This window comes from Lysobacter sp. 22409, from assembly GCF_052045105.1.
Classification (GTDB): domain Bacteria; phylum Pseudomonadota; class Gammaproteobacteria; order Xanthomonadales; family Xanthomonadaceae; genus Lysobacter; species Lysobacter antibioticus_B.
The window spans coordinates 122421-142708 of record NZ_JBQEOE010000002.1; the positions used below are offsets into that span (position 1 = coordinate 122421).

Consider the following 20288-nt stretch of genomic DNA (forward strand, 5'->3'; position numbering starts at 1 on the left):
GGATCAGCCTTTCATCGTGTCGATTTCAGCGACGTTGATCGTGCGCCGGTTGCGGAACAGCGTGACCAGGATCGCCAGGCCGATGGCGGCCTCGGCGGCGGCGACGGTCAGGATGAAGAACACGAACACCTGACCGGCCGGATCGGCCAGCTGACGCGAGAACGCGACGAAGTTGATGTTGACCGCGAGCAGCATCAGCTCGATCGACATCAGCAACACGATCACGTTCTTGCGGTTGAGGAAGATGCCGGCGACGCTGATGCAGAACAGCACCGCGCCGAGGGCGAGGTAATGGCCCAGCGCGAGGCCCGACCCAAAGAATTCGCTCACGGCTTGGCCTCCTGCGCGGCGGGTTCGGCGGGCGCCGGCACCACCGGTTTGACCGCATCCATCTTGATGAGGCGGACGCGGTCGCTGGCGCGGACGCGGGCCTGGGCGCTCGGGTTCTGGTGCTTGGCGCCCGGGCGGCGGCGCAGGGTCAGCATGACCGCGGCGATCACCGCCACCGTCAGGATCACCGCGGCGATCTCGAACGGCAGCAGGAAGTCGGTGAACAGCGCATGCGCCAGCCACTTGGTGTTGGAGGCGCCGGCGGCGTCCGCGGTCAGCGGCGTGGCCAGGTTGGCCTTGACCCCGATCAGGGTCAGCATCTCTACCAGCATCACCACCGCGACCAGCAGGCCGAACGGCAGATAGCGCACGTAGCCTTCGCGCAGCGGCGCCACGTCGATATCGAGCATCATCACCACGAACAGGAACAGCACCATCACCGCGCCGACGTAGACCAGGATCAGGGCCACGCCGAGGAATTCGGCGCCGGCGATGATCCACACGCAGGCCACCGAGAAGAAGGTCAGCACCAGGCTGAGCGCGGCGTGGACCGGGTTTTTCAGGCTGATCACGGCCACCGCCGACAGCGTGGCCGCGGCGGCGAAGACGAAGAAAGCGATCTGGGCGAGATCCATATCGTGTGTACTCAGCGGAAGGCGGCGTCGGCAGCGCGGCGTTCGGCGATCTCGGTTTCGAGACGGTCGCCGATGGCCAGCAGCTGCTGCTTGTTGACGATGTTCTGTCCGCGTTGGTCGAAGTGATACTCGTGGATGTGGGTTTCCACGATCGAGTCGACCGGGCAGGACTCTTCGCAGAAGCCGCAGAAGATGCACTTGAACAGATCGATGTCGTAGCGCGTGGTGCGGCGGGTGCCGTCGGCGCGCTTTTCCGAGTCGATCGTGATCGCCAGCGCCGGGCACACCGCCTCGCACAGCTTGCAGGCGATGCAGCGCTCTTCGCCGTTGGGATAACGGCGCAGCGCGTGCACGCCGCGGAAGCGCGGCGATTGCGGGGTCTTCTCCATCGGGTACATCAGCGTGTACTTGGGCTTGAACAGATACTTGAGCGTCAGCCCAAGGCCCTGCGCGAGCTCGATCAGGAGCAGGCTCTTGAAATAGGAAACGATGCGGTTCATTAGGATGCCTGTCTCACTGTCCCGGCTGGAAGACGCCGTAGTACGCCATCACCGCGACCACGCAGATCCAGGCGATGGTCAAGGGGATGAAGACCTTCCAGCCCAGACGCATGATCTGGTCGTAGCGATAGCGCGGGAACGAAGCGCGGAACCAGATGAAGCAGCTGGCGAAGAAGAACACCTTGACCAGCAGCCACCACCAGCCGTCGACCGACAGCAGCGGAATGCCCAGGCCCTGGAACGGGCTGAGCCAGCCGCCGAGGAAGAACAGCGAAGTCAGGAAGCTGATCAGGATCATGTTGGCGTATTCGGCCAGGAAGAACAGCGCGAACGCCGACCCCGAATACTCCACCATGTGACCGGCGACGATTTCCGACTCGCCCTCGACCACGTCGAACGGCGCGCGGTTGGTCTCGGCCACGCCGGAGATGAAATAGACCACGAACAGCGGCAACATCGGCAGCGCGAACCATTCCAGCGCGCCGGCGTTGCCGGACTGCGCCATCACGATGTCGGTGAGGTTGAGGCTGCCGGCGCCGACCATCACGCCGACCATGGCGAAGCCCATGGCGATTTCGTACGAGACCACCTGGGCCGCGGCGCGCATCGCGCCGAGAAAGGCGTACTTCGAGTTCGACGCCCAGCCGGCCAGGATGATGCCGTACACGCCGAGCGAGGTCATCGCCAGCAGATACAACAGACCGGCATTGGCGTTGGACAGCACCAGCTTGGTGTCGAACGGCACCACCGCCCAGGCCGCGAACGCCGGCGCCAGGGTCAGCAGCGGCGCGAGCTTGTACAGGAAGGACTCGGCCTTGGTCGGCTGGATCACTTCCTTGAACAGCAGCTTGAACACGTCGGCGAAGGCCTGGAGGATGCCCATGCCGACGTACATCGGACCGCGGCGCACGTGCATCCAGCCGATCAGCTTGCGTTCCCAGACCACGTAGAAGGCGACGGTGATGATCACCGGCATCGCGATCAGCAGGATCTTGAGCACGATCCAGGCGACCGTGCCGGCCATGCCGAACGACTCGAGCCATGCATGGAAGGGATCGACCACTTGGGCGATTGCGGTGGCAGTGTTCATCGCACTCATGCCCTCACCACGTTGACGCGGGCGGCGCCGAGCGGCGCGGTGGCGCCATGCCCGCTTTCGATCCAGACCGTACCCGGCGCGACCTTGTCGCTGATCGCGACCGGCAGCGTGGCGGTGCCGGCGCCGGCGCTGAACTTGCCCACCGCGCCAGCGGTGAAACCGAGCGCGGCGGCATCGCTGGAATGCAGCACCGCACGCGGCTCGAGATTGAGCGGGTGCGATTGCAGTGCGGGCGCGCGGCGCACGGTGGCGTCGCTGCGGTAGATCGCGGTCGAGACCGCGACCTCCATGCCCTCGCCCGCCGCCGTCGGCGCACGGCCGGCGGCCGGCTTGACGTCGCGGCCTTGCAGACCGGCGCGCAGGCCGTCGAGATCGGTGAACTCGAAGCCCTTGGCCGCCAGTTCGCCACCGAGCGCGCGCAGCACGCGCCAGCCCGGACGCGCTTCGCCCGGCAGCTTGCCGCCGGAGACCGCACGTTGCTCGATGCCGTCGAGGTTGGTCAGGGTGGCGTCGACTTCAGGCAGCAGACCGATCGGCAGGATCACGTCGGCGACGGCCTGGGTCGAACGGCAGGCGTAATGGCTGAAGGCCACGACCTGGGCCGCGCCGAGCGCGCGCAGCGCACTGGCGGTGTCGGCGAAATCCAGACCCGGCTCGATGCCGTAGAGAATGTAAGCGCCGCGCGCTTCGTCGAGCATGCCGCGCGCATCGCGGGCGCTCGGCAGCACGCCCTGGCGAGCCAGGCCGACCGCGTTCGCGCCCTGCGGAATACGGCACAGACGCGCACCGGTGGCGTCGGCGAAAGCCTTCGCGGCGGCACGGATGGCGGCGGCGTAGGGGCCGTTCTCGGCCAGCGCGCCGACGATGATCGCCGCATGCGTGGCGTTCTTGGCGATTTCGCGCAGCGCCTCGTCGCCGAGCGCGGCGGCGAGCTGCGACGGCGCGACGATGCGCTTGCCGGCGACGTCGAAGGTGAAATCGAAGTCGACCGGATTGACCACGTGCACCTTGGCGCCGCGGTTGAAGGCCTTGCGCACGCGCTGATGCACCAGCGGCAATTCGTGGCGCAGGTTGCTGCCGACGATCACGACCAGGTCGGCCTTGTCGATCTCGGCGGCCGGCATGGCGAAGGTTTCGGCCACGGCGGCGTCGGACAGGTCGTGCTGGGAGATGCGGTGATCGAGGTTGCCGGTGCCCAGGGCCTCGGCCAGACGAGCCAGCAGCGCGCCCTCTTCGTTCGAGGTCGCCGGGTGCGCGAGCACACCGAGGTTATCGCCGCCGTTGTCGCGCAGGATCTTAGCGGCGCGGGCCATGGCCTCGTCCCACGAGGCCTCGCGCCACTCGCCGCCGTCCTTGACCATGGGGCGCTGAGCGCGGTCTTCCGCGTACAGGCCCTGGTGCGAATAACGGTCGCGGTCCGACAGCCAGCACTCGTTGACCGCTTCGTTGTCGCGCGGCACGGTGCGCAGCACGTCGCCGCGGCGCACGTGCAGGAACAGGTTGCTGCCGAGCGCGTCGTGATAGCCCAGCGACTCGCGTGCGGTCAGCTCCCACGGGCGCGCCTTGAACTGGAACACCTTGTTGGTCAGCGCGCCGACCGGGCACACGTCGATGACGTTGCCCGACAGCTCGGTGGTCAAAGGCTTGCCGTCGAAAGTGCCGATCTGCAGGTTCTCGCCGCGGTACATGCCGCCGAGCTCGTAGGTACCGGCGATCTCGGCGGTGAAGCGGACGCAGCGCGTGCACTGGATGCAGCGCGTCATCTCGGTGGCGACCAGCGGGCCGATGTCCTCGTCGGGCACCACGCGCTTGCGCTCGGAGAAACGGCTGACCGAACGGCCGTAGCCCATCGACAGGTCTTGCAGTTCGCACTCGCCGCCCTGATCGCAGATCGGGCAGTCGAGCGGATGATTGACGAGCAGGAACTCCATCACGTTGCGCTGCGACTTCAGCGCCTTTTCGCTGCGCGTGACGACCTTCATGCCGTCCATGACCGGCGTGGCGCAGGCCGGCGCCGGCTTGGGCATCTTCTCGACTTCGACCAGGCACATGCGGCAGTTCGCCGCGATCGCCAGCTTGTCGTGGTAGCAGAAACGCGGGATCGCGATGCCGGCCTTGTCGGCGGCCTGGATGATCATCGAACCCTTCGGCGCGGCCATCTCGACGCCGTCGATGAAGACGGTGACGTGGTCCGGCGGCAGATTGGGATTTACCGGTTGAGCGCTCACAGCGAGCCCCCCATCAAAGCGACGAACGAGCCCCTTGAGTCAAGGGGCGCATTGTCCGGACGCATCGCGTTCGAACAACGGGGGTTGTGGTAGTGCGCCGCGCTCATGCCGCCATCTCCACGTTGCCGGCGGCCTGATCGTCGACCAGGAAACGCTTGTTGACGATCGCGTATTCGAACTCGCTCCAGAAGTGGTGCAGGAAGCCCTGCACCGGCCACGCGGCGGCTTCGCCGAACGCGCAGATGGTGTGGCCTTCGATCTGGCCCGCGGCGGCGCGCAGCATCTGCAGGTCGTCCAGGGTCGCCTGCTTCTCGACGATGCGGGTCAGCATGCGGTACATCCAGCCGGTGCCTTCGCGGCACGGCGTGCACTGGCCGCAGCTTTCCTTGAAATAGAACCGGGCGATGCGCTGGCAGGCGCGGACCATGCAGGCGGTCTCGTCCATCACGATCACCGCGCCCGAGCCGAGGCCGGAACCGGCCTTCTGCAGCGAGTCGTAGTCCATCGTGCAGGCCATCATCGCCTCGGCCGGCAGCACCTTCATCGAGGAACCGCCGGGGATCACGGCCTTGAGCTTGCGGCCGCCGCGCACGCCGCCGGCAAGTTCGAGCAGGTCGGCGAACGAAGTGCCCAGGCGGATCTCGTAATTGCCCGGCTTGTTGACGTGGCCGGACACCGAGAAGATCTTCGGGCCGCCGTTGTTCGGCTTGCCGAGGTTGAGGAACCACTCGGCGCCGTTGCGCAGGATCGCCGGCACCGAAGCGTAGGTCTCGGTGTTGTTGATCGTGGTCGGCTTGCCGTACAGGCCGAAATTGGCCGGGAACGGCGGCTTGTAGCGCGGCTGGCCCTTCTTGCCTTCCAGCGATTCCATCAGCGCGGTTTCTTCGCCGCAGATGTAGGCGCCGGCGCCGAGCGCGCCGTAGATGTCGATGTCCACGCCGCTGCCGAGCACGTTCTTGCCCAGCCAGCCGTGTTCGTAGGCTTCCTTCAGCGCCTGCTCGAAATGCTCGAACGGCTCGTGATGGAATTCGCCGCGCAGGTAGTTGTAGGCGACGGTCGAACCGGTCGCGTAGCAGGCGATCGCCATGCCCTCGACCACCGCATGCGGGTTGAAGCGCAGGATGTCGCGGTCCTTGGCGGTGCCCGGCTCGGATTCGTCCGAGTTGCACAGAATGTACTTCTGGGTGCCGCTGCCCTTGGGCATGAAGCTCCACTTCAGGCCGGTCGGAAAGCCCGCGCCGCCGCGGCCGCGCAGGCCCGAGGCCTTGACCATGTCGACGATCTGCGCCGGGTCGGTCTTCTCGCTGAGGATCTTGCGCAACGCGCTGTAACCGCCGGTCTTGAGATAGTTCTCGTACGACCAGGGGGTTTCGTAATGCAGCGTCGTGTAGACGACCTGGTGCTCCTGCGGAGCCGGGCCGACCGGGCCGTAGCCCTTGGAATAATCGTGGTGATCGTGATGCGCCATCGGGGCCGACCTCACTTCAAACCGTCGAGCAGCGCGTCGACCTGGGTCGCATCGAGCTTCTCGTGGTAATGACCATTGACGACGACCACCGGCGCGCCGCAGCACGCGGCCAGGCACTCTTCCTCGCGCTTGAGGAAGACGCGGCCGTCGGCGGTGGATTCGCCGAGCTTGCAGCCGAGCTTCTTCTCGGCGTGCCGGACCAGGTCCTCGGCGCCGTTGAGCCAGCAGCTGATGTTGGTGCAGAAAGCGACGTTGTTGCGACCGACTTTCTCGGTCTCGAACATCGAGTAGAAGCTCGCGACCTCGTAGGCCCACACCGGCGGCAGGCTCAGGTACTTGGCGACCGCGGCGATCAGCTCGTCGGTCAACCAACCGCCGTTCTGCTCCTGCGCCGCATGCAGACCCTGCAGCACGGCCGAGCGCTTACGGTCCGGCGGAAACTTGCTCAGCCAGTGATCGATGTGCGCACGCGTCTTGTCCGATAGCGCGAGCATCGGATCGACGTGCTGGGTGGCTTCGAAATTGCCTGTCGCTTTCATAAGGGTAAAGCCGGGAATCGGGAATGGGGAATCGAGAGTCGGGAAAAGCGGAACAGCGAGAAAGCGGAGCGGGCGAATCGCAGAAGCTCGGCGCAAAACCGCACGGCCTCAGCTTTGTCGATTCCCCATTCGCGATTCCCGATTCCCGCCTTCACCGATCGATCTCGCCGAACACGATGTCGTAGGTGCCGATCATCGCCACCACGTCGGCGAGCATGTGGCCCTTGACGACCTCGTCCATCGACGACAGATGGGCGAAGCCCGGCGCGCGCAGCTTGACCCGGAACGGCTTGTTGGCGCCGTCGGAGACCAGGTAGCAGCCGAACTCGCCCTTGGGTGCCTCGACCGCGGCATAAGTCTCGCCGGCCGGCACGCAATAGCCTTCGGAGAACAGCTTGAAGTGATGGATCAGGGCTTCCATGTCGTCCTTCATCTCCTCGCGCTTGGGCGGGGCGACCTTGAAGTTGTCGACGATCACGGGGCCGGGATTGGCGCGCAGCCACTTCACGCACTGCTTGATGATGCGGGTGGATTCGCGCATTTCCGCGACGCGCACCAGGTAACGGTCGTAGCAGTCGCCGTTGACGCCGACCGGAATGTCGAAATCGACCTCGGCGTACTTGGCATAGGGCTGCTTCTTGCGCAGGTCCCAGGCGATGCCGGAGCCGCGGATCATCGGACCGGTCATGCCCCAGGCCAGGGCCTGCTCCGGCGAGATCACGCCCACGCCGACGGTACGCTGTTTCCAGATGCGGTTATCGGTCAGCAGCGTCTCGTACTCGTCGACGCGCTTGGGGAAATCGTCGGTGAACGCATCCAGGTAGTCGAGCATCGAGCCTTCGCGCCATTCGTTGAAGCGCTTGAGGCTGCTGCCCTTCTTCCACGGCGATTCCTTGTACTTCGGCATCCGCTCGGGCAGATCGCGATAGACGCCGCCGGGACGGTAGTACGCGGCATGCATGCGCGCGCCGCTGACCGCCTCGTAGCAGTCCATGAGCTCTTCGCGCTCGCGGAAGGCGTACAGGAACACCGCCATCGCGCCCAGGTCGAGCGCGTTGGAACCGACCCACATCAGGTGGTTCAGGATGCGGGTGATTTCATCGAACATGGTGCGGATGTACTGCGCACGCTCGGGCGCCTCGATCCCCATCAGGGTTTCGATCGCGCGCACGTAAGCGTGCTCGTTGCACATCATCGACACGTAGTCCAGGCGATCCATGTAGCCGATCGACTGGTTGAACGGCTTGGACTCGGCCAGCTTCTCGGTGCCGCGGTGCAGCAGGCCGATATGCGGGTCGGCGCGCTGCACGACTTCGCCGTCCATTTCCAGGATCAGGCGCAGCACGCCGTGCGCGGCCGGATGCTGGGGGCCGAAGTTGAGCGTGTAGTTGCGGATCTCGGCGTTGTTGAGGCCCGAGGTGCCGCTGTTGACGAACGGCATCGTGGTGGCGGGGTTGGACATCACTTCACCTCGCCGCGCTGGGCGGCTTCGCCGACGGCGGTCTGGTAGCGCGCGTCGTCGCGGATCACGCGCGGCACGCCGACGCGCGGTTCGATCGAGACCGGCTCGTAAACCACGCGCTTCTTCTCGGCGTCGTAACGCACTTCGACGTTGCCGATCAGCGGGAAATCCTTGCGGAACGGATGGCCGACGAAACCGTAGTCGGTCAGGATGCGGCGCAGGTCCGGATGGCCTTCGAAGATGATGCCGTACAGGTCGAAGGCTTCTCGTTCGAACCAATTAGTGCCGGGCCAAATGGCGCTCAGAGAAGCGACCACAGGTAGGTCGTCGTTCGCAGCGAAGGTCTTCAGCCGCAGACGCAGATTGTGCTGGCACGACAGCAGATGGGCGACCGCGGCGAAGCGGCGCTCCGGCGTCGAGGCGTCGCCGTTGGGCGACTCGCCCCAACGGAAACGGCCGGCGCTCTTGCCTTCGACGCCGCGCGAGAAGCCTTCCGAGGACACGTCGGTGTCCCACTCGTCGCCGCCGTAGCTGAGGTAGTCGACGCCGCTGACGTCGACGCATTGCTCGAAACCGAACTCGTCGCGCAAGGCGCGCGCCGCGGCCTGCCAGGCGGCCGGGGAGACTTCGAGGGTCAGCTCGCCGCGCGGTTCGGCCACGACGACCAGAGCGTCGGCGAAACGTTCGCGCAGACGCTCGGCAAGGTTCGCAGTGCTCATTCGCGGACGCCCTGCTTGTGATCGCCGAAGTTGGTGCCGCGGCGGATCTTGCGCTGCAACTGCAGGATGCCGTAGACCAGCGCTTCGGCGGTCGGCGGGCAGCCGGGCACGTAGACGTCGACCGGCACCACGCGGTCGCAACCGCGCACGACCGCATAGGAATAGTGGTAGTAGCCGCCGCCGTTGGCGCAGCTGCCCATCGAGATCACCCACTTCGGGTCGGGCATCTGGTCGTAGACCTTGCGCAACGCCGGGGCCATCTTGTTGACCAGGGTGCCGGCGACGATCATCACGTCGGACTGGCGCGGCGACGGGCGGAACACCACGCCGTAGCGGTCCAGGTCCAGGCGCGAGGCGCCGGCGTGCATCATCTCGACCGCACAGCAGGCCAGACCGAAGGTCATCGGCCACATCGAGCCGGTGCGCGCCCAGTTCCAGAGCGTGTCCAGATTGGTCGTGACGAAACCCTGCTGCAGCAGCGGATTTTCGCCTTCCGGGCGCAGGATGTCGTCGAGGCGGCCTTCCGGGATCGGGTTGTGCATCAAGCCCGAAACCTTGTCGCCAACGGTTTGGATCACTCCCATTCGAGCGCTCCCTTCTTCCAGACGTAAACGAAGCCGAGCAGGAGCATGCTGGCGAAAATGCCCATCTCGATCAGGCCGATCGGTCCGAGGTCTCGGAACACCGTGGCCCAAGGCACGATGAAGATGATTTCCAGGTCGAAGATGATGAACTGGATGGCGATCAGGTAGTAGCGCACGTCGAACTGCATGCGCGCGTCTTCGAAGGCTTCGAAGCCGCATTCGTACGGAGACAGTTTCTCCGCAGTCGGACGCTTGGGTCCGAGCGTATTGCCTACTACCAACAGGGCGACGCCAATGACGCTGGCGACGATCAGGAACAACAGAGTCGGCAGGTATTCGGCCAGCACGCGGTGTTCTCTCGGCTACTTGTTCGGCTACATGGGCGCGTTTCCGCGACCTTGGCTTGGCGCCCGGGCGCCCAGTCGTTGGGACGGCGGGTCGCGGCCCGCCGTGCGTGCCGCACCTGCGTACCGTGGTGCGAGTTGCGAATTGCTTGGAGCTAGGAGTGTGAAGCTAGGAATGGAATGGTGCCCAAAGGGGGACTCGAACCCCCACGACCTAAGTCGCTACCACCTCAAGGTAGTGCGTCTACCAATTCCGCCATCTGGGCACTGTATCCAACCAAGCCATCCTGGCTTCGACTTCACAAGGGTCTTGCGAAGTCGCTCGGTCATCGCTGACCTGCCCCGCCATCCGAGCGGGGCGCTGGAACTCTATTTTAACCTGTTTATCTCAGCCGCCAGTAGTCGGCTGCTTTGCCGGGGCTGCCTGCTCGGCCGGAACCTGCGCCGGAGCAGCGGCCGGGGCCGCCGGAACCTGGGTCGCGGGTGCCGGAGCCGTCGCCGGAGCGGACTGGCTTGCCGGAGCCTGCGGCACGCTGGTGGCCGGAGCCGCCGGGGTGCTAGTGGCCGGAGCAGCGGTCGCCGACGGGGCCGGAGCCGTCGCCTGCGGAACGTTGCCCATGAGGCCGACGCTGGGCTTGTCCGGGGTGACTGCGGTGCGACTCGCCTGCCAGGCCATGAAGAGGCTGATCACGAAAAACGCGATCGCCAGCCACTTGGTGGCCTTGGACAGGAAGTTCGACGAACCGCGGGCACCGAACACGGTCGCCGAGGCACCGCCGCCGAAGCCCGAGCCCGCCTGCGCACCCGCGCCGCGCTGCATCAGGATCAGCGCGATCATGGCGATCGCGATCAACACATAGATGACGTTGAGGAACAACAGCATCGTTAAGGATTCTTCGATTCGGACTGCTTGTTACGACCGTGCCGGGCCCGCGAGGTTCATCGGGCCCGCTCGATCAGGGTGCCGCCGCGAGTGCGATGGCGTTGAAGTCCGCTGCGACCAGGGAGGCGCCGCCGACCAGGCCGCCATCGACGTCCGGCTGGGAAAACAGCGCGGCGGCGTTGTCGGCTTTCACGCTTCCGCCGTAAAGGATCGGAAGCGAGCCAGCGATTGTAGCATCGTGTGAAGCGATTTCGCTACGAATGAATGCGTGGACTTCCTGGGCCTGCTCGGGCGTCGCGGTCTTGCCGGTGCCGATGGCCCAGACCGGTTCGTAGGCGAGGATCGCGCCTTCCAGCGCGGCCACGCCGAGCAGCTCGAAGATCGGGGCCAATTGCTCCTGCAGGCGCCACTGGGTCTGGCCGTCTTCGCGTTCGGCCAGGGTCTCGCCGATGCACAGGACCGGCACCAGCCCGGCGGCCTTGGCGGCGGCGAACTTGCGCGCGACCAGCTCGCTGCTTTCTGCGTGGTACTGGCGGCGCTCGGAGTGGCCGACCAGGCCGTAGCCGGCGCCGACGTCCTTGAGCATCGCGGCGGAGACTTCGCCGGTGTAGGCGCCCTTCTCGTTGCTGCTCACGTCCTGGGCGCCGAAGCTCAGGCCGCGCTCGCCGTAGTGCTCGATCAGCTCGCCCAGGTACGGCAGCGGCGGTAGGATCAGGCGTTCGACACCGGACGGCGGCGTTTGCGCTGCGACTTCGTCGAGCAAGGCGAAAGCGAACTCGCGGCTGCCGTGCAGCTTCCAGTTTCCGGCGACGATTCTGCGGCGCATGGCGACTCCCTTGATGCTGAGGCGCGCAGTTTACATTCAACGACCAGGACTGAGTGGAGAGCAGTGAGGAGTGAGCCAAAGCGGCCCCACACACTCGTTTCCGGCGCGCCCGCCCTTACTTAGCCAGGCGCCACCCCACTCACTCCTCACTTTTCTTTACTCACTTTCCTTCCGCGCCGCATGAGCCCCACGCCCTCGCCCACCCTGCACAGCTTCGCCCCGATCGAGGCGCCGGACGCCAAGGTGCTGGTGCTCGGCAGCATGCCCGGCGTCGCCTCGCTGACCGCCGGGCGCTACTACGCCCATCCGCAGAACCGCTTCTGGCCGATCATGGGCGCGGCGGTCGGCGCCGGCCCCGAACTGGCGTACGAACAGCGGCTGCAGCGCCTGCGCGCCGCAGGCATCGCGCTATGGGATGTATTTGCCGAATGCGAACGCGAGGGCAGCCTGGACTCGGCGATCCGCGACGAAACCGCAGTCGCCAACGATTTCCCCGGCTTCCTGGCCCGTCATCGGCAGGTGCGCACCCTGCTGTTCAACGGCGCCAAGGCCGAGCACGCGTTTCGCCGCTTCGTCCTCAAGCCGCTGGCACGCCCGGACCTGATCCTGCGTCGGCTGCCCTCGACCAGCCCGGCCAACGCCTCGCAGCGCAATGAGACGAAGTGGACGGCCTGGCGCGAGGCCCTGCGCGAAGCCGGCGTCTGCGTAGCCGACTGATTCCCGGGCTCGTTCCTGGACTGATTGCCGGGCTGATTGCCGGGCTGAACGCCTGGCCGATCGGCGCCCTCGCCGGCCGATCCGGCCGCGAAACCCGCCTCGCCGCCCTCCGTGACCGCTCGGCCGCGCCCTCCGGATGGCGGTACGGGTGATTCACGTCTGCAACATCCGCGGCCCCGGCCCGAACCGGGCCCGCACCACTGAAACCCGCGCCGCCATGGGCTTTCAGCCTGACGAAAGCGGCCCCGTCCCTGCCCGCCGGAGACCCGGCCGGCGACTTTTTTCCTTCTGCCCCTGTCCTGCGCTCCAGGGCACCGCCGTTTGTTGGGGTTAACCGCCCAGCAGGGCCCACCACCATCACTCGATCGCTTGCGGCCCTCCGGGCGCCGCGGGAAGCGGAGCTTTTCGTCCGCACCCACAGGAAGTCGCTGCGCCGTCGTCGTGATCGACACCAGCAGCGCCGAAACGCCGTTCGCGCCGTCCGGGTCGGAGCGCGAGCGGTCACACAGGGACCGACCCGTTCATCCCTCAGGGAAGCGCTACCACAAGGAGCTCCACCATGAAGACCCATCGCCACCGTTCCGCCCTGCAGCTCGCCGCGTTCAGCGCGCTCGTGCTGCTCTCCTCCACCGCCTCGGCCATCGCCGGCGAGACCGTGATCCGCACGCCGCAGGGCGACATCGCCGCGATCGACGCGCCGAAGTCGCAGCAACTCAATGCCAAGAACGCCCACGCCCATCCGTTCGCGACCGAACGTCAGCGCGCGGCAGCCAAGCCCATGGTCTGGACCGACCGCGGCAACGACGCAGCGCCGCAGGCCGCGGCCCTGACCGACAAACTCGTGCGCGCCGCCGGCAGCGCCCCGGGCGGCAGCGCCCCGGCCTTCGGCAATTACCTGGCCCGCAGCCATTTCCGCGCCAGCTGGGACAAGCTCGACGCGCTGGATGCGCGCCAGGGCGCGGCGGCGGACGCCTCGATCTCCTCGGAGAAAGACGGCGCCCACTATCCGTACACGCGCTTCCTCGGCAACTACTACACCACCCAGTGGAAGGCCTCGCCGTGGAACAAGATCGGCAAGCTCTATTTCACCAAGCCCAACGGCAGCACCTCGTACTGCACGGCCAACGTCGCCAGCGGCAACTCGGTGCTGGTGACGGCCGCGCACTGCGTGTACTCCTTCGGCCAGGGCTGGAACTCGAACTTCCTGTTCGTGCCGGCCGAGCGCTACGGCGTGGCGCCGTACGGCAAGTTCGGCTGGAGCGCCGCGCGCGTGCCGACCAACTGGATCAGCTCGGGCACGCGCCGCTGGGACGTGGCGGTGATCAAGCTGACCGGTGAGCAGACCAGCGGCCTGCCGGTGACCAGCTACGTCGGTTGGCTCGGCCGCGCCTGGAACCAGCCCTACTCGCTGTACACCTACTCGCACGGCTACGCGAGCAACCTGAGCACGCAGTACACCAACATCTGCGCCGGCCAGACCTACGACTCGCCGACCGAAGGCACCAACGTCCTGGTCCAGGGTTGCGACATGACCTACGGCGCCAGCGGCGGCGGTTGGCTGATCAACTACACGCCGAACTCGAGCAGCGGCAACCACGTCAACAGCGTGGTCAGCGGCCCGCATATCGGCGCCTTCGGCACCGCCTGGGTCGGCGCGCGCTTCAACGACGACAACATCGTCCCGCTGTGCACGGCGATCGGTTGCTGAGAGCCGGGATTCGGGAACGGGGACTCGGGATTCGTTCGCGATCCCGGAACCCTGGCCAGGGACTGGCCGAGGCTGTAAAGAAAAAGCCGGCGCGAGCCGGCTTTTTCTTGTCTGCGGACAGCACCTGCGAAATCGACTACTTCAGCTTGATCTCGCGCAAGCGCTCTTCGAGGTAGCCCTGGGCGGTGATCGGCTCGGGGTAGCGGCTCGGGTTGTCCGGGGTGATCGTCGAGGGCAGCACGTCGATCAGGAAATCCGGGTTCGGGTGCAGGAAGAACGGCGTCGAATAACGCGGCTGGCGCGCCTTCTCGCCCGGCGGGTTGACCACGCGGTGGGTGGTCGAAGGATATACGTGGTTGGTCAGGCGCTGCAGCATGTCGCCGATGTTGACCACGATGGTGTCGGCATCGGCGGTGAACGGCACCCACTCGCCCTTGCGCGACTTCACTTCCAGGCCGGCCGAGCTCGCGCCGACCAGCAGGGTGATCAGGTTGATGTCCTCGTGGGCGCCGGCACGCACGTTCGGGATGTCGTCGGTGGTGATCGGCGGGTAGTGGATCGGGCGCAGGATCGAATTGCCCGAGTCGGTCTTGTCGGCGAAATACTGCTCCGGCAGGCCGATGTGCAGGGCCAGCGCGCTGAGCACGCGCGAACCGAGGCGGTCGAGCGACTGGTACAGGCCATAGGCCTGTTCGCGGAAATCAGGGATCTCCTCCGGCCACAGGTTCGGCGGCATCTCGGCGGCGTACTTGGAGTCGCGCGGGATCTCGCGGCCGACGTGCCAGAACTCCTTGAGGTCGAAATGCTTGGAATCCTTGGCGGTCTCCACGCCGAACGGGGTGTAGCCGCGCGCGCCGCCGCCGCCGGCGACGTGATACTTGCGCTTGACCTCTTCGGGCAAGGCGAAAAAGCGCTTGAACACGTCGTAGGAGCGGTCGATCTGATGGTCCGAGATGTCGTGACCGCGAATGCCGGCGAAGCCCCATTCGCGATAGGCCGCACCGAGCTCGGCGACGAAGGCGTCGCGATCAGTATCGAAGCGGCGGATGTCCAGGGTGGGAATCTGACTCACGTTGACGTTCCTGTTGATGTTTCTTCCGGGCAGACCGCTATCTTCGCTCAAAGCCGCGGGCTGCGCGCAAGGCCCGCGCCGCGGGCCGCCCGTATGGACACAACCCGCATGGCCGGCCGCCCGTATGGGCAGTTGGACCCTACACAGGATGAACGCCTTCATGCGCAGCGCCCGCCCCCTCCTTCCGACGGTTCTCCACGGCTTTGTTACACGATAAAGTCGCGCCCCGACCCGGCGTTGCTGACCGGCAGCGCCACCGACCGCCCGAGACGCTCCTTAGATGGATGACCTAGCCGCCCGCCAAGCCTTCACGGTGCGTCGCGCCCTGGCCTGGCTGACCGGGTTCACCCTGACCAACGCGGCGGCGGCGATCGCGATCGCCGGCTTCAACATCCCCTTCGGCCATCTGGCCGAGCATTGGAAGGCCGCGTTCTTCCTGACCGTGGCCCTGCCCGGGCATTTCCTGTTCTTCGGCGCCCTGCTCGGCGTGGTCCCGCTGCTGCTGGGCTGGATCGGCCGGCGCATGCGCTGGACGACCATCGCCGCGGTGCTCCTGCAATCGGCCTGGATCTGCCTGCTGGTCGCCGACGCCAAGGTCTTCGCCCTGTACCGGTTCCACCTCAATGCCATGGTCGCGAACATGGTGTTCGGCGGCGCGATGCAGGATCAGGTGGTGTTTTCCGGTACGGTCTGGGGATTGATCGCGCTCGCGATCGGCTCGGTGCTGATGCTCGAGATCGTCGCCGCCTGGCTGTGGTGGCGCACGGTGGAGCGCCGTCCCGGCACGATCGGTATCGTCAAGGCCTGGTGGATCGCGGCGGCGGTGATGCTGTTCGGCCAGGGCATGGTCGCCTACTACGACGCCCGCGGCGATCGCACGGTGATGTCGCAACTGCCCTACATCCCGTGGGCGCAACCGATCACCCTGAAGGACGCTCTGCATCGCTTCGGCGTCGCCAACGCCGAAGCCGCGCGCCTGCCGAGCGCGGGCGAAGGCCTGCTGGCCTACCCGCGCCGGCCGCTGCAATGCGAGGCCCAGCCCAAGCTCAACGTGGTGGTGATCCTGCTCGAATCGCTGCGCTACGACGTGCTCACCCCCGAAGTGATGCCGAACACCTGGCGCTATGCGCAGCAGTCGCTGTCGTTCGACGATCATTACAGCGCCGGCAACGCCACCCGCTTCGGCGTGTTCGGCCTGCTCTACGGCCTGCCCGGCGGCTACTGGCACAAGATGCTCGCCGAACAGCGCGGCTCGGCCTTGATCGGGCAGATGAAGCGCGACGGCTACGGCATGCACATCTACGGCAGCGCGCCGCTGTACAACCCGGAGTTCGACCGCACCGCGTTCTCGGAAGTGCGCGAGCACATCGTCAACGGCCCGCGCGAACGCAAGAGCGCCGAACGCGACCAGGCCATCCTGGAACGGTTGCAGGCCGACATCGTCGCGACCCCGGCCGATAAGCGCTTCTTCGGTTTCGTGTTCCTGGATTCGCCGCACCAGCCCTATTACATGCCCAAGGGCTATGTCTCGCCGTTCCAGCCGATGGCGAAAGAGATCAACGTGTTCGAATTCGGGCCGGACCACGACCCGACCCCGGAGTTCAACCGCTACCGCGCCTCGGTGCGCTACAGCGACGAGCTGATCGGCCGTTTCCTCGCTCGGCTCCAGGCCAGCCCCTTCGCCGACAACACGGTGGTGGTGATCACCGGCGACCACGGCGAGGAATTCAACGACCTCAAGCAGAACTACTGGGGCCACAACGGCAATTTTTCCGACTACCAGTTGCGCACGCCGTTCGTGCTGCACTGGCCGGGCAAGACGCCGCAGAAGATCGCCCACACCACCTCGCACGAAGACCTGGTCCCGACTCTGATGCGGCATGCGCTCGGCTGCCGCAACGACAGCACCGATTACAGCACCGGCCGCGATCTGTTCGGCCCGGGGCAGCCGTCGCGCCCGCTGCTGGTCGAAAGCTGGTCGCAGCGCGGCATCCGCCAAGGCGACCGGATCTATCTGTTCGACAATTACGGCGCCGCCACGGTGGTCGACCGCCAATACCGCCCCCTGCCCGACGCCAAGGTCGACCCGGCGGCGGTCAAGCAGTCTTGGGAAATGCTGACGCGGTTTCAGCAGCGTTGAGGAATGCGCGGTGGGCCGTCTTACCCTTGTAGGAGCGGCGTGAGCCACGACCATGGGGTCGCCGATGACTGCGCAGGTTCGGACGAATGGCGGTCGCGACTTGCGTCGCTCCTACCCCAAAGCTGCGAAGCTCCTGTAGGAGCGGCGCGAGCCGCGACCACGGGGCGGCCGATGGCTACGCAAAGCCGGATAGATCACGGTCGCGACTTGCGTCGCTCCTACCCCAAAGCTGCGTGCTCTTGGGTAGGAGCGGCGCGAGCCGCGACCGCGGGGCGGCCGATGGTTGCGAAGGTCCGGATCGATCACGGTCGCGACTTGCGTCGCTCCTACCCCAAAGCTGCGTAGCTCCTGTAGGAGTGGCGTGAGCCACGACCATGGGGTCGCCGATGACTGCGCAGGTTCGGACAAATGGCGGTCGCGACTTGCGTCGCTCCTACCCCAAAGCTGCGTAGCTCCTGTAGGAGCGGCGCAAGCCGCGACCGCGGGGGCGCCGATTGCGGCGCAGGCTCGGATGCATGGCGGTCGCGACTTGCGTCGCTCCTACACGAGCTCGGACAGGACAAAAAAAATCGCACCGGCGCCTGCGCGCCGGTGCGATCGTTGTCCGCTCGAAACTTCAGACGGCCGCGCGTACGGCGTTGGCCAAGGCGTCGAGCGTGGTCTGCATCAGGGTCGCTTCGTCGGCTTCGACGGTCACGCGCACCACCGGCTCGGTGCCGGAGGGGCGCAGGAAGGCGCGGCCGCGGCCGGCCACGGCGGCTTCCGCCTGGGCCAGGGCCTGCTTCACCGAGGCCGCTTCGGTCGGCTTGTTGTTGCCTTCGTAGCGGACGTTGATGGTCTTCTGCGGCACGCGGCTCAAGCCTTCGAGCGCATCGCGCAGGCTCAGGCCGCGACGGCCCAGCACTTCCAGCACCTGCAGCGCGCTGACGATGCCGTCGCCGGTGCTGGTGCGGTCCAGGCACAACAGATGCCCGGAAGCTTCGCCGCCCAGCACGCCGCCGTGCGCGATCAGTTGCTGATGCACGTAGCGGTCGCCGACCTTGGCGCGCAGGAACGGGATGCCGCGCTGCTCGAAGGCGCGTTCCAGACCGTAGTTGGTCATCAGCGTACCGACCACCGGGCCCTGCAGGCGGCCGCTGTCCTGCCAGTCGGTGGCGAGCACGTACAGCAGGTCGTCGCCGTCGCAGACGCGGCCTTCGCCGTCGACGAACAGCACGCGGTCGCCGTCGCCGTCGAAGGCGATGCCGAGGTCGGCGCCGGTCGAGCGCACGCGCTCGACCAGGGTCTGCGGGTGGGTCGACCCCACACCGTCGTTGATGTTGAGGCCGTTCGGCTCGATCCCGATGGCGTCGACGCGGGCGCCGAGTTCGCTGAGCACCAGCGGGCCGCTCTGGTAGGTCGCGCCGTTGGCGCAATCCATGGCGATGCGCATGCCGCTGAGGTCGAAACCGCGCGGCACCGAGTTCTTGCAGGCTTCCAGGTAACGGCCGATGGCATCGCGGGTGCGCACGGCCTTGCCGAGGCGTTCGGATTCGACGGTCTGGAACGGTTCTTCGAGCGCGGCTTCGATCGCCAGCTCGGTTTCGTCGTCGAGCTTCTCGCCTTCGGCCGAGAAGAACTTGATGCCGTTGTCGTAATGCGGGTTGTGCGAGGCCGAGATGACGATGCCGCCGTCGGCGCGCAGCGAACGGGTCAGGTGGGCGACCGCCGGTGTCGGCATGGGGCCCATCAACTGCACGTCCACGCCGGCGGCGACCAGGCCGGCTTCGAGCGCCGCCTCGAACATGTAGTTGGAGATGCGCGTGTCCTTGCCGATGATGACCATCGGGTTGCGCCAGCCGCGCCGGATCAACGCGTGGCCATAGGCGTTGCCCAGGCGCAGGACGAAATCGGCCGAGATCGGGCCTTCGCCGACCCGGCCGCGGATGCCATCGGTGCCGAAATACTTACGTGCCATACAGTTCAACCTCCAGGTAGCGCGACGCGTCGCACCTGGACGCGCGCGCTGGATGTGATCGGGAAAGGAACGAAGACATCGCCGACGATCGGCGCCCCCTGGCCATCCAGCCCGCCGTCGTGTGCAGAAATCGCTGGGACTGTCTCGACAGCCCCATAGTGACCGCGCGGATACGCCGCTACGATCAAGCCGCTGCCTCGGCGTCGTCTTCGGGTTGAGATTGTTTCATCATCATCGCCAAAAGATGGGCGAGACGATCACGCATTTCGCGACGGTCGCAAATCTGGTCGACCGCGCCGTGCTCGACGAGGAACTCGCTGCGCTGGAAACCTTCCGGCAGTTTTTCGCGCACGGTCTGTTCGATCACGCGCGGGCCGGCGAAGCCGATCAGCGCTTCGGGTTCGGCCATGTTGATGTCGCCGAGCATCGCGAACGAGGCCGACACGCCGCCGGTGGTCGGATGCGTCATCACCGAGATGTACGGCAGGCCGGCCGCGCGCAGGCGACCGAGCGCGGCCGAGGTCTTGGCCATCTGCATCAGCGAGAACAGGCTTTCCTGCATGCGCGCGCCGCCGCTGGCGGAGAAACACACGAAGGGGCTTCCGATCTCCAGCGCGGTTTCGGCGCCGCGGGCGAAGCGCTCGCCGACCACCGACCCCATCGAACCGCCCATGAAAGCAAAGTCGAACGAACTGGCCACCAGCGGCCGCTGCTTGAGCGTGCCGCGCAGGGTGATCAGGGCGTCGCGTTCGCCGGTGGCCTTCTGCGCCGCCTTGATGCGCTCGGAGTACTTTTTCTGGTCCTTGAACTTGAGCACGTCGGTCGGACCGAGCTCGGCTCCGATCTCGACCGTGCTGCCGGCATCGAACAGCGCGTTCAGGCGCGCGCGCGCGCGGATCGGCATGTGGAAACTGCACTTCGGGCAGACCTCGAGGTTTTCCTCGAGCTCGGGGCGGTACAGCACCGCGCCGCAGCGCTCGCACTTCTCCCACAGCCCCTCGGGCACGCTGCGTCGTTTGGCCGCGCCGGATTCGGTGCGGATGCCGGACGGCATGAGTTTCTTGAGCCACGACATAC

19 protein-coding genes and 1 tRNA gene are annotated in these 20288 nt (G+C 66.5%); 3 read left to right on the plus strand and 17 right to left on the minus strand.

Annotated features, from left to right (window positions below):
* Nucleotides 1-3 precede the first annotated feature (3 nt).
* The 14 genes from nuoK to tpiA all read right to left on the minus strand — a co-directional run bounded on the left by nuoK (nt 4) and on the right by tpiA (nt 11617).
* Complete coding sequence (nuoK, locus tag ACTJJK_RS01600) at nt 4-330, minus strand: NADH-quinone oxidoreductase subunit NuoK (RefSeq protein ID WP_031370871.1); 327 nt, start codon at nt 328-330, stop codon at nt 4-6.
* Nucleotides 327-965: an NADH-quinone oxidoreductase subunit J gene (locus tag ACTJJK_RS01605; RefSeq protein ID WP_031370872.1), complete on the minus strand. Its 639-nt coding sequence runs from the start codon at nt 963-965 to the stop codon at nt 327-329. The genes nuoK and ACTJJK_RS01605 overlap by 4 nt, the downstream gene beginning before the upstream one ends.
* Nucleotides 966-976: 11 nt before the next feature.
* Nucleotides 977-1465 carry an NADH-quinone oxidoreductase subunit NuoI gene (nuoI, locus tag ACTJJK_RS01610; protein ID WP_031370873.1) on the minus strand — a complete coding sequence of 163 codons (489 nt, stop codon included), beginning with the start codon at nt 1463-1465 and terminating at the stop codon, nt 977-979.
* A gap of 13 nt (nt 1466-1478) precedes the next feature.
* Nucleotides 1479-2555 (minus strand): NADH-quinone oxidoreductase subunit NuoH, encoded by a 1077-nt coding sequence (nuoH, locus tag ACTJJK_RS01615; RefSeq protein ID WP_031370874.1) that lies wholly within the window; start codon nt 2553-2555, stop codon nt 1479-1481.
* Nucleotides 2556-2560: 5 nt separating this feature from the next.
* Entirely contained in the window at nt 2561-4792 is a 2232-nt protein-coding gene (nuoG, locus tag ACTJJK_RS01620; RefSeq protein ID WP_440729288.1) for an NADH-quinone oxidoreductase subunit NuoG, read from the minus strand.
* 103 nt (nt 4793-4895) lie between these two features.
* A complete protein-coding gene (gene nuoF, locus ACTJJK_RS01625; protein ID WP_031370876.1) occupies nt 4896-6260 on the minus strand; it encodes an NADH-quinone oxidoreductase subunit NuoF in 1365 nt (454 codons plus the stop codon).
* Between the two features lie 11 nt (nt 6261-6271).
* Nucleotides 6272-6799 carry an NADH-quinone oxidoreductase subunit NuoE gene (nuoE, locus tag ACTJJK_RS01630; RefSeq protein ID WP_223620085.1) on the minus strand — a complete coding sequence of 176 codons (528 nt, stop codon included), beginning with the start codon at nt 6797-6799 and terminating at the stop codon, nt 6272-6274.
* Nucleotides 6800-6950: 151 nt separating this feature from the next.
* Nucleotides 6951-8240 (minus strand): NADH-quinone oxidoreductase subunit D, encoded by a 1290-nt coding sequence (locus tag ACTJJK_RS01635; RefSeq protein ID WP_031370878.1) that lies wholly within the window; start codon nt 8238-8240, stop codon nt 6951-6953.
* Nucleotides 8241-8260: 20 nt separating this feature from the next.
* Nucleotides 8261-8980: an NADH-quinone oxidoreductase subunit C gene (locus ACTJJK_RS01640; protein ID WP_440729289.1), complete on the minus strand. Its 720-nt coding sequence runs from the start codon at nt 8978-8980 to the stop codon at nt 8261-8263.
* Nucleotides 8977-9564 (minus strand): NuoB/complex I 20 kDa subunit family protein, encoded by a 588-nt coding sequence (locus tag ACTJJK_RS01645; protein ID WP_031370880.1) that lies wholly within the window; start codon nt 9562-9564, stop codon nt 8977-8979. The genes ACTJJK_RS01640 and ACTJJK_RS01645 overlap by 4 nt, the downstream gene beginning before the upstream one ends.
* Complete coding sequence (locus ACTJJK_RS01650; protein WP_031370881.1) at nt 9555-9911, minus strand: NADH-quinone oxidoreductase subunit A; 357 nt, start codon at nt 9909-9911, stop codon at nt 9555-9557. Before ACTJJK_RS01650 ends, ACTJJK_RS01645 begins: the two co-directional genes overlap by 10 nt.
* Nucleotides 9912-10089: 178 nt before the next feature.
* A tRNA-Leu gene (locus tag ACTJJK_RS01655) sits at nt 10090-10174 on the minus strand.
* Nucleotides 10175-10296: 122 nt separating this feature from the next.
* Nucleotides 10297-10791 carry a preprotein translocase subunit SecG gene (gene secG, locus ACTJJK_RS01660; RefSeq protein WP_031370882.1) on the minus strand — a complete coding sequence of 165 codons (495 nt, stop codon included), beginning with the start codon at nt 10789-10791 and terminating at the stop codon, nt 10297-10299.
* A 73-nt stretch (nt 10792-10864) separates the two neighbouring features.
* A complete protein-coding gene (tpiA, locus tag ACTJJK_RS01665; RefSeq protein WP_223620082.1) occupies nt 10865-11617 on the minus strand; it encodes a triose-phosphate isomerase in 753 nt (250 codons plus the stop codon).
* A 180-nt stretch (nt 11618-11797) separates the two neighbouring features.
* On the opposite strand from tpiA, the gene ACTJJK_RS01670 reads away from it, so the two are divergent.
* Entirely contained in the window at nt 11798-12334 is a 537-nt protein-coding gene (locus ACTJJK_RS01670; RefSeq protein ID WP_031370884.1) for a DNA-deoxyinosine glycosylase, read from the plus strand.
* A gap of 559 nt (nt 12335-12893) precedes the next feature.
* Entirely contained in the window at nt 12894-14042 is a 1149-nt protein-coding gene (locus ACTJJK_RS01675) for a trypsin-like serine peptidase (protein WP_440729290.1), read from the plus strand.
* 136 nt (nt 14043-14178) lie between these two features.
* Here ACTJJK_RS01675 and ACTJJK_RS01680 read toward each other — a convergent pair whose 3' ends face one another.
* Entirely contained in the window at nt 14179-15114 is a 936-nt protein-coding gene (locus ACTJJK_RS01680) for an isopenicillin N synthase family dioxygenase (RefSeq protein WP_440729291.1), read from the minus strand.
* A gap of 280 nt (nt 15115-15394) precedes the next feature.
* On the opposite strand from ACTJJK_RS01680, the gene ACTJJK_RS01685 reads away from it, so the two are divergent.
* Entirely contained in the window at nt 15395-17254 is a 1860-nt protein-coding gene (locus ACTJJK_RS01685) for a DUF3413 domain-containing protein (protein ID WP_440729292.1), read from the plus strand.
* A gap of 616 nt (nt 17255-17870) precedes the next feature.
* On the opposite strand, the gene glmM is transcribed toward ACTJJK_RS01685, so the two are convergent.
* Together glmM and accD are read right to left on the minus strand one after the other, a co-directional pair.
* Nucleotides 17871-19211, minus strand: a complete 1341-nt coding sequence (gene glmM / locus ACTJJK_RS01690; protein WP_440729293.1) for a phosphoglucosamine mutase — start codon at nt 19209-19211, stop codon at nt 17871-17873.
* Nucleotides 19212-19395: 184 nt separating this feature from the next.
* Complete coding sequence (gene accD, locus ACTJJK_RS01695) at nt 19396-20286, minus strand: acetyl-CoA carboxylase, carboxyltransferase subunit beta (protein ID WP_031370889.1); 891 nt, start codon at nt 20284-20286, stop codon at nt 19396-19398.
* Nucleotides 20287-20288 lie beyond the last annotated feature (2 nt).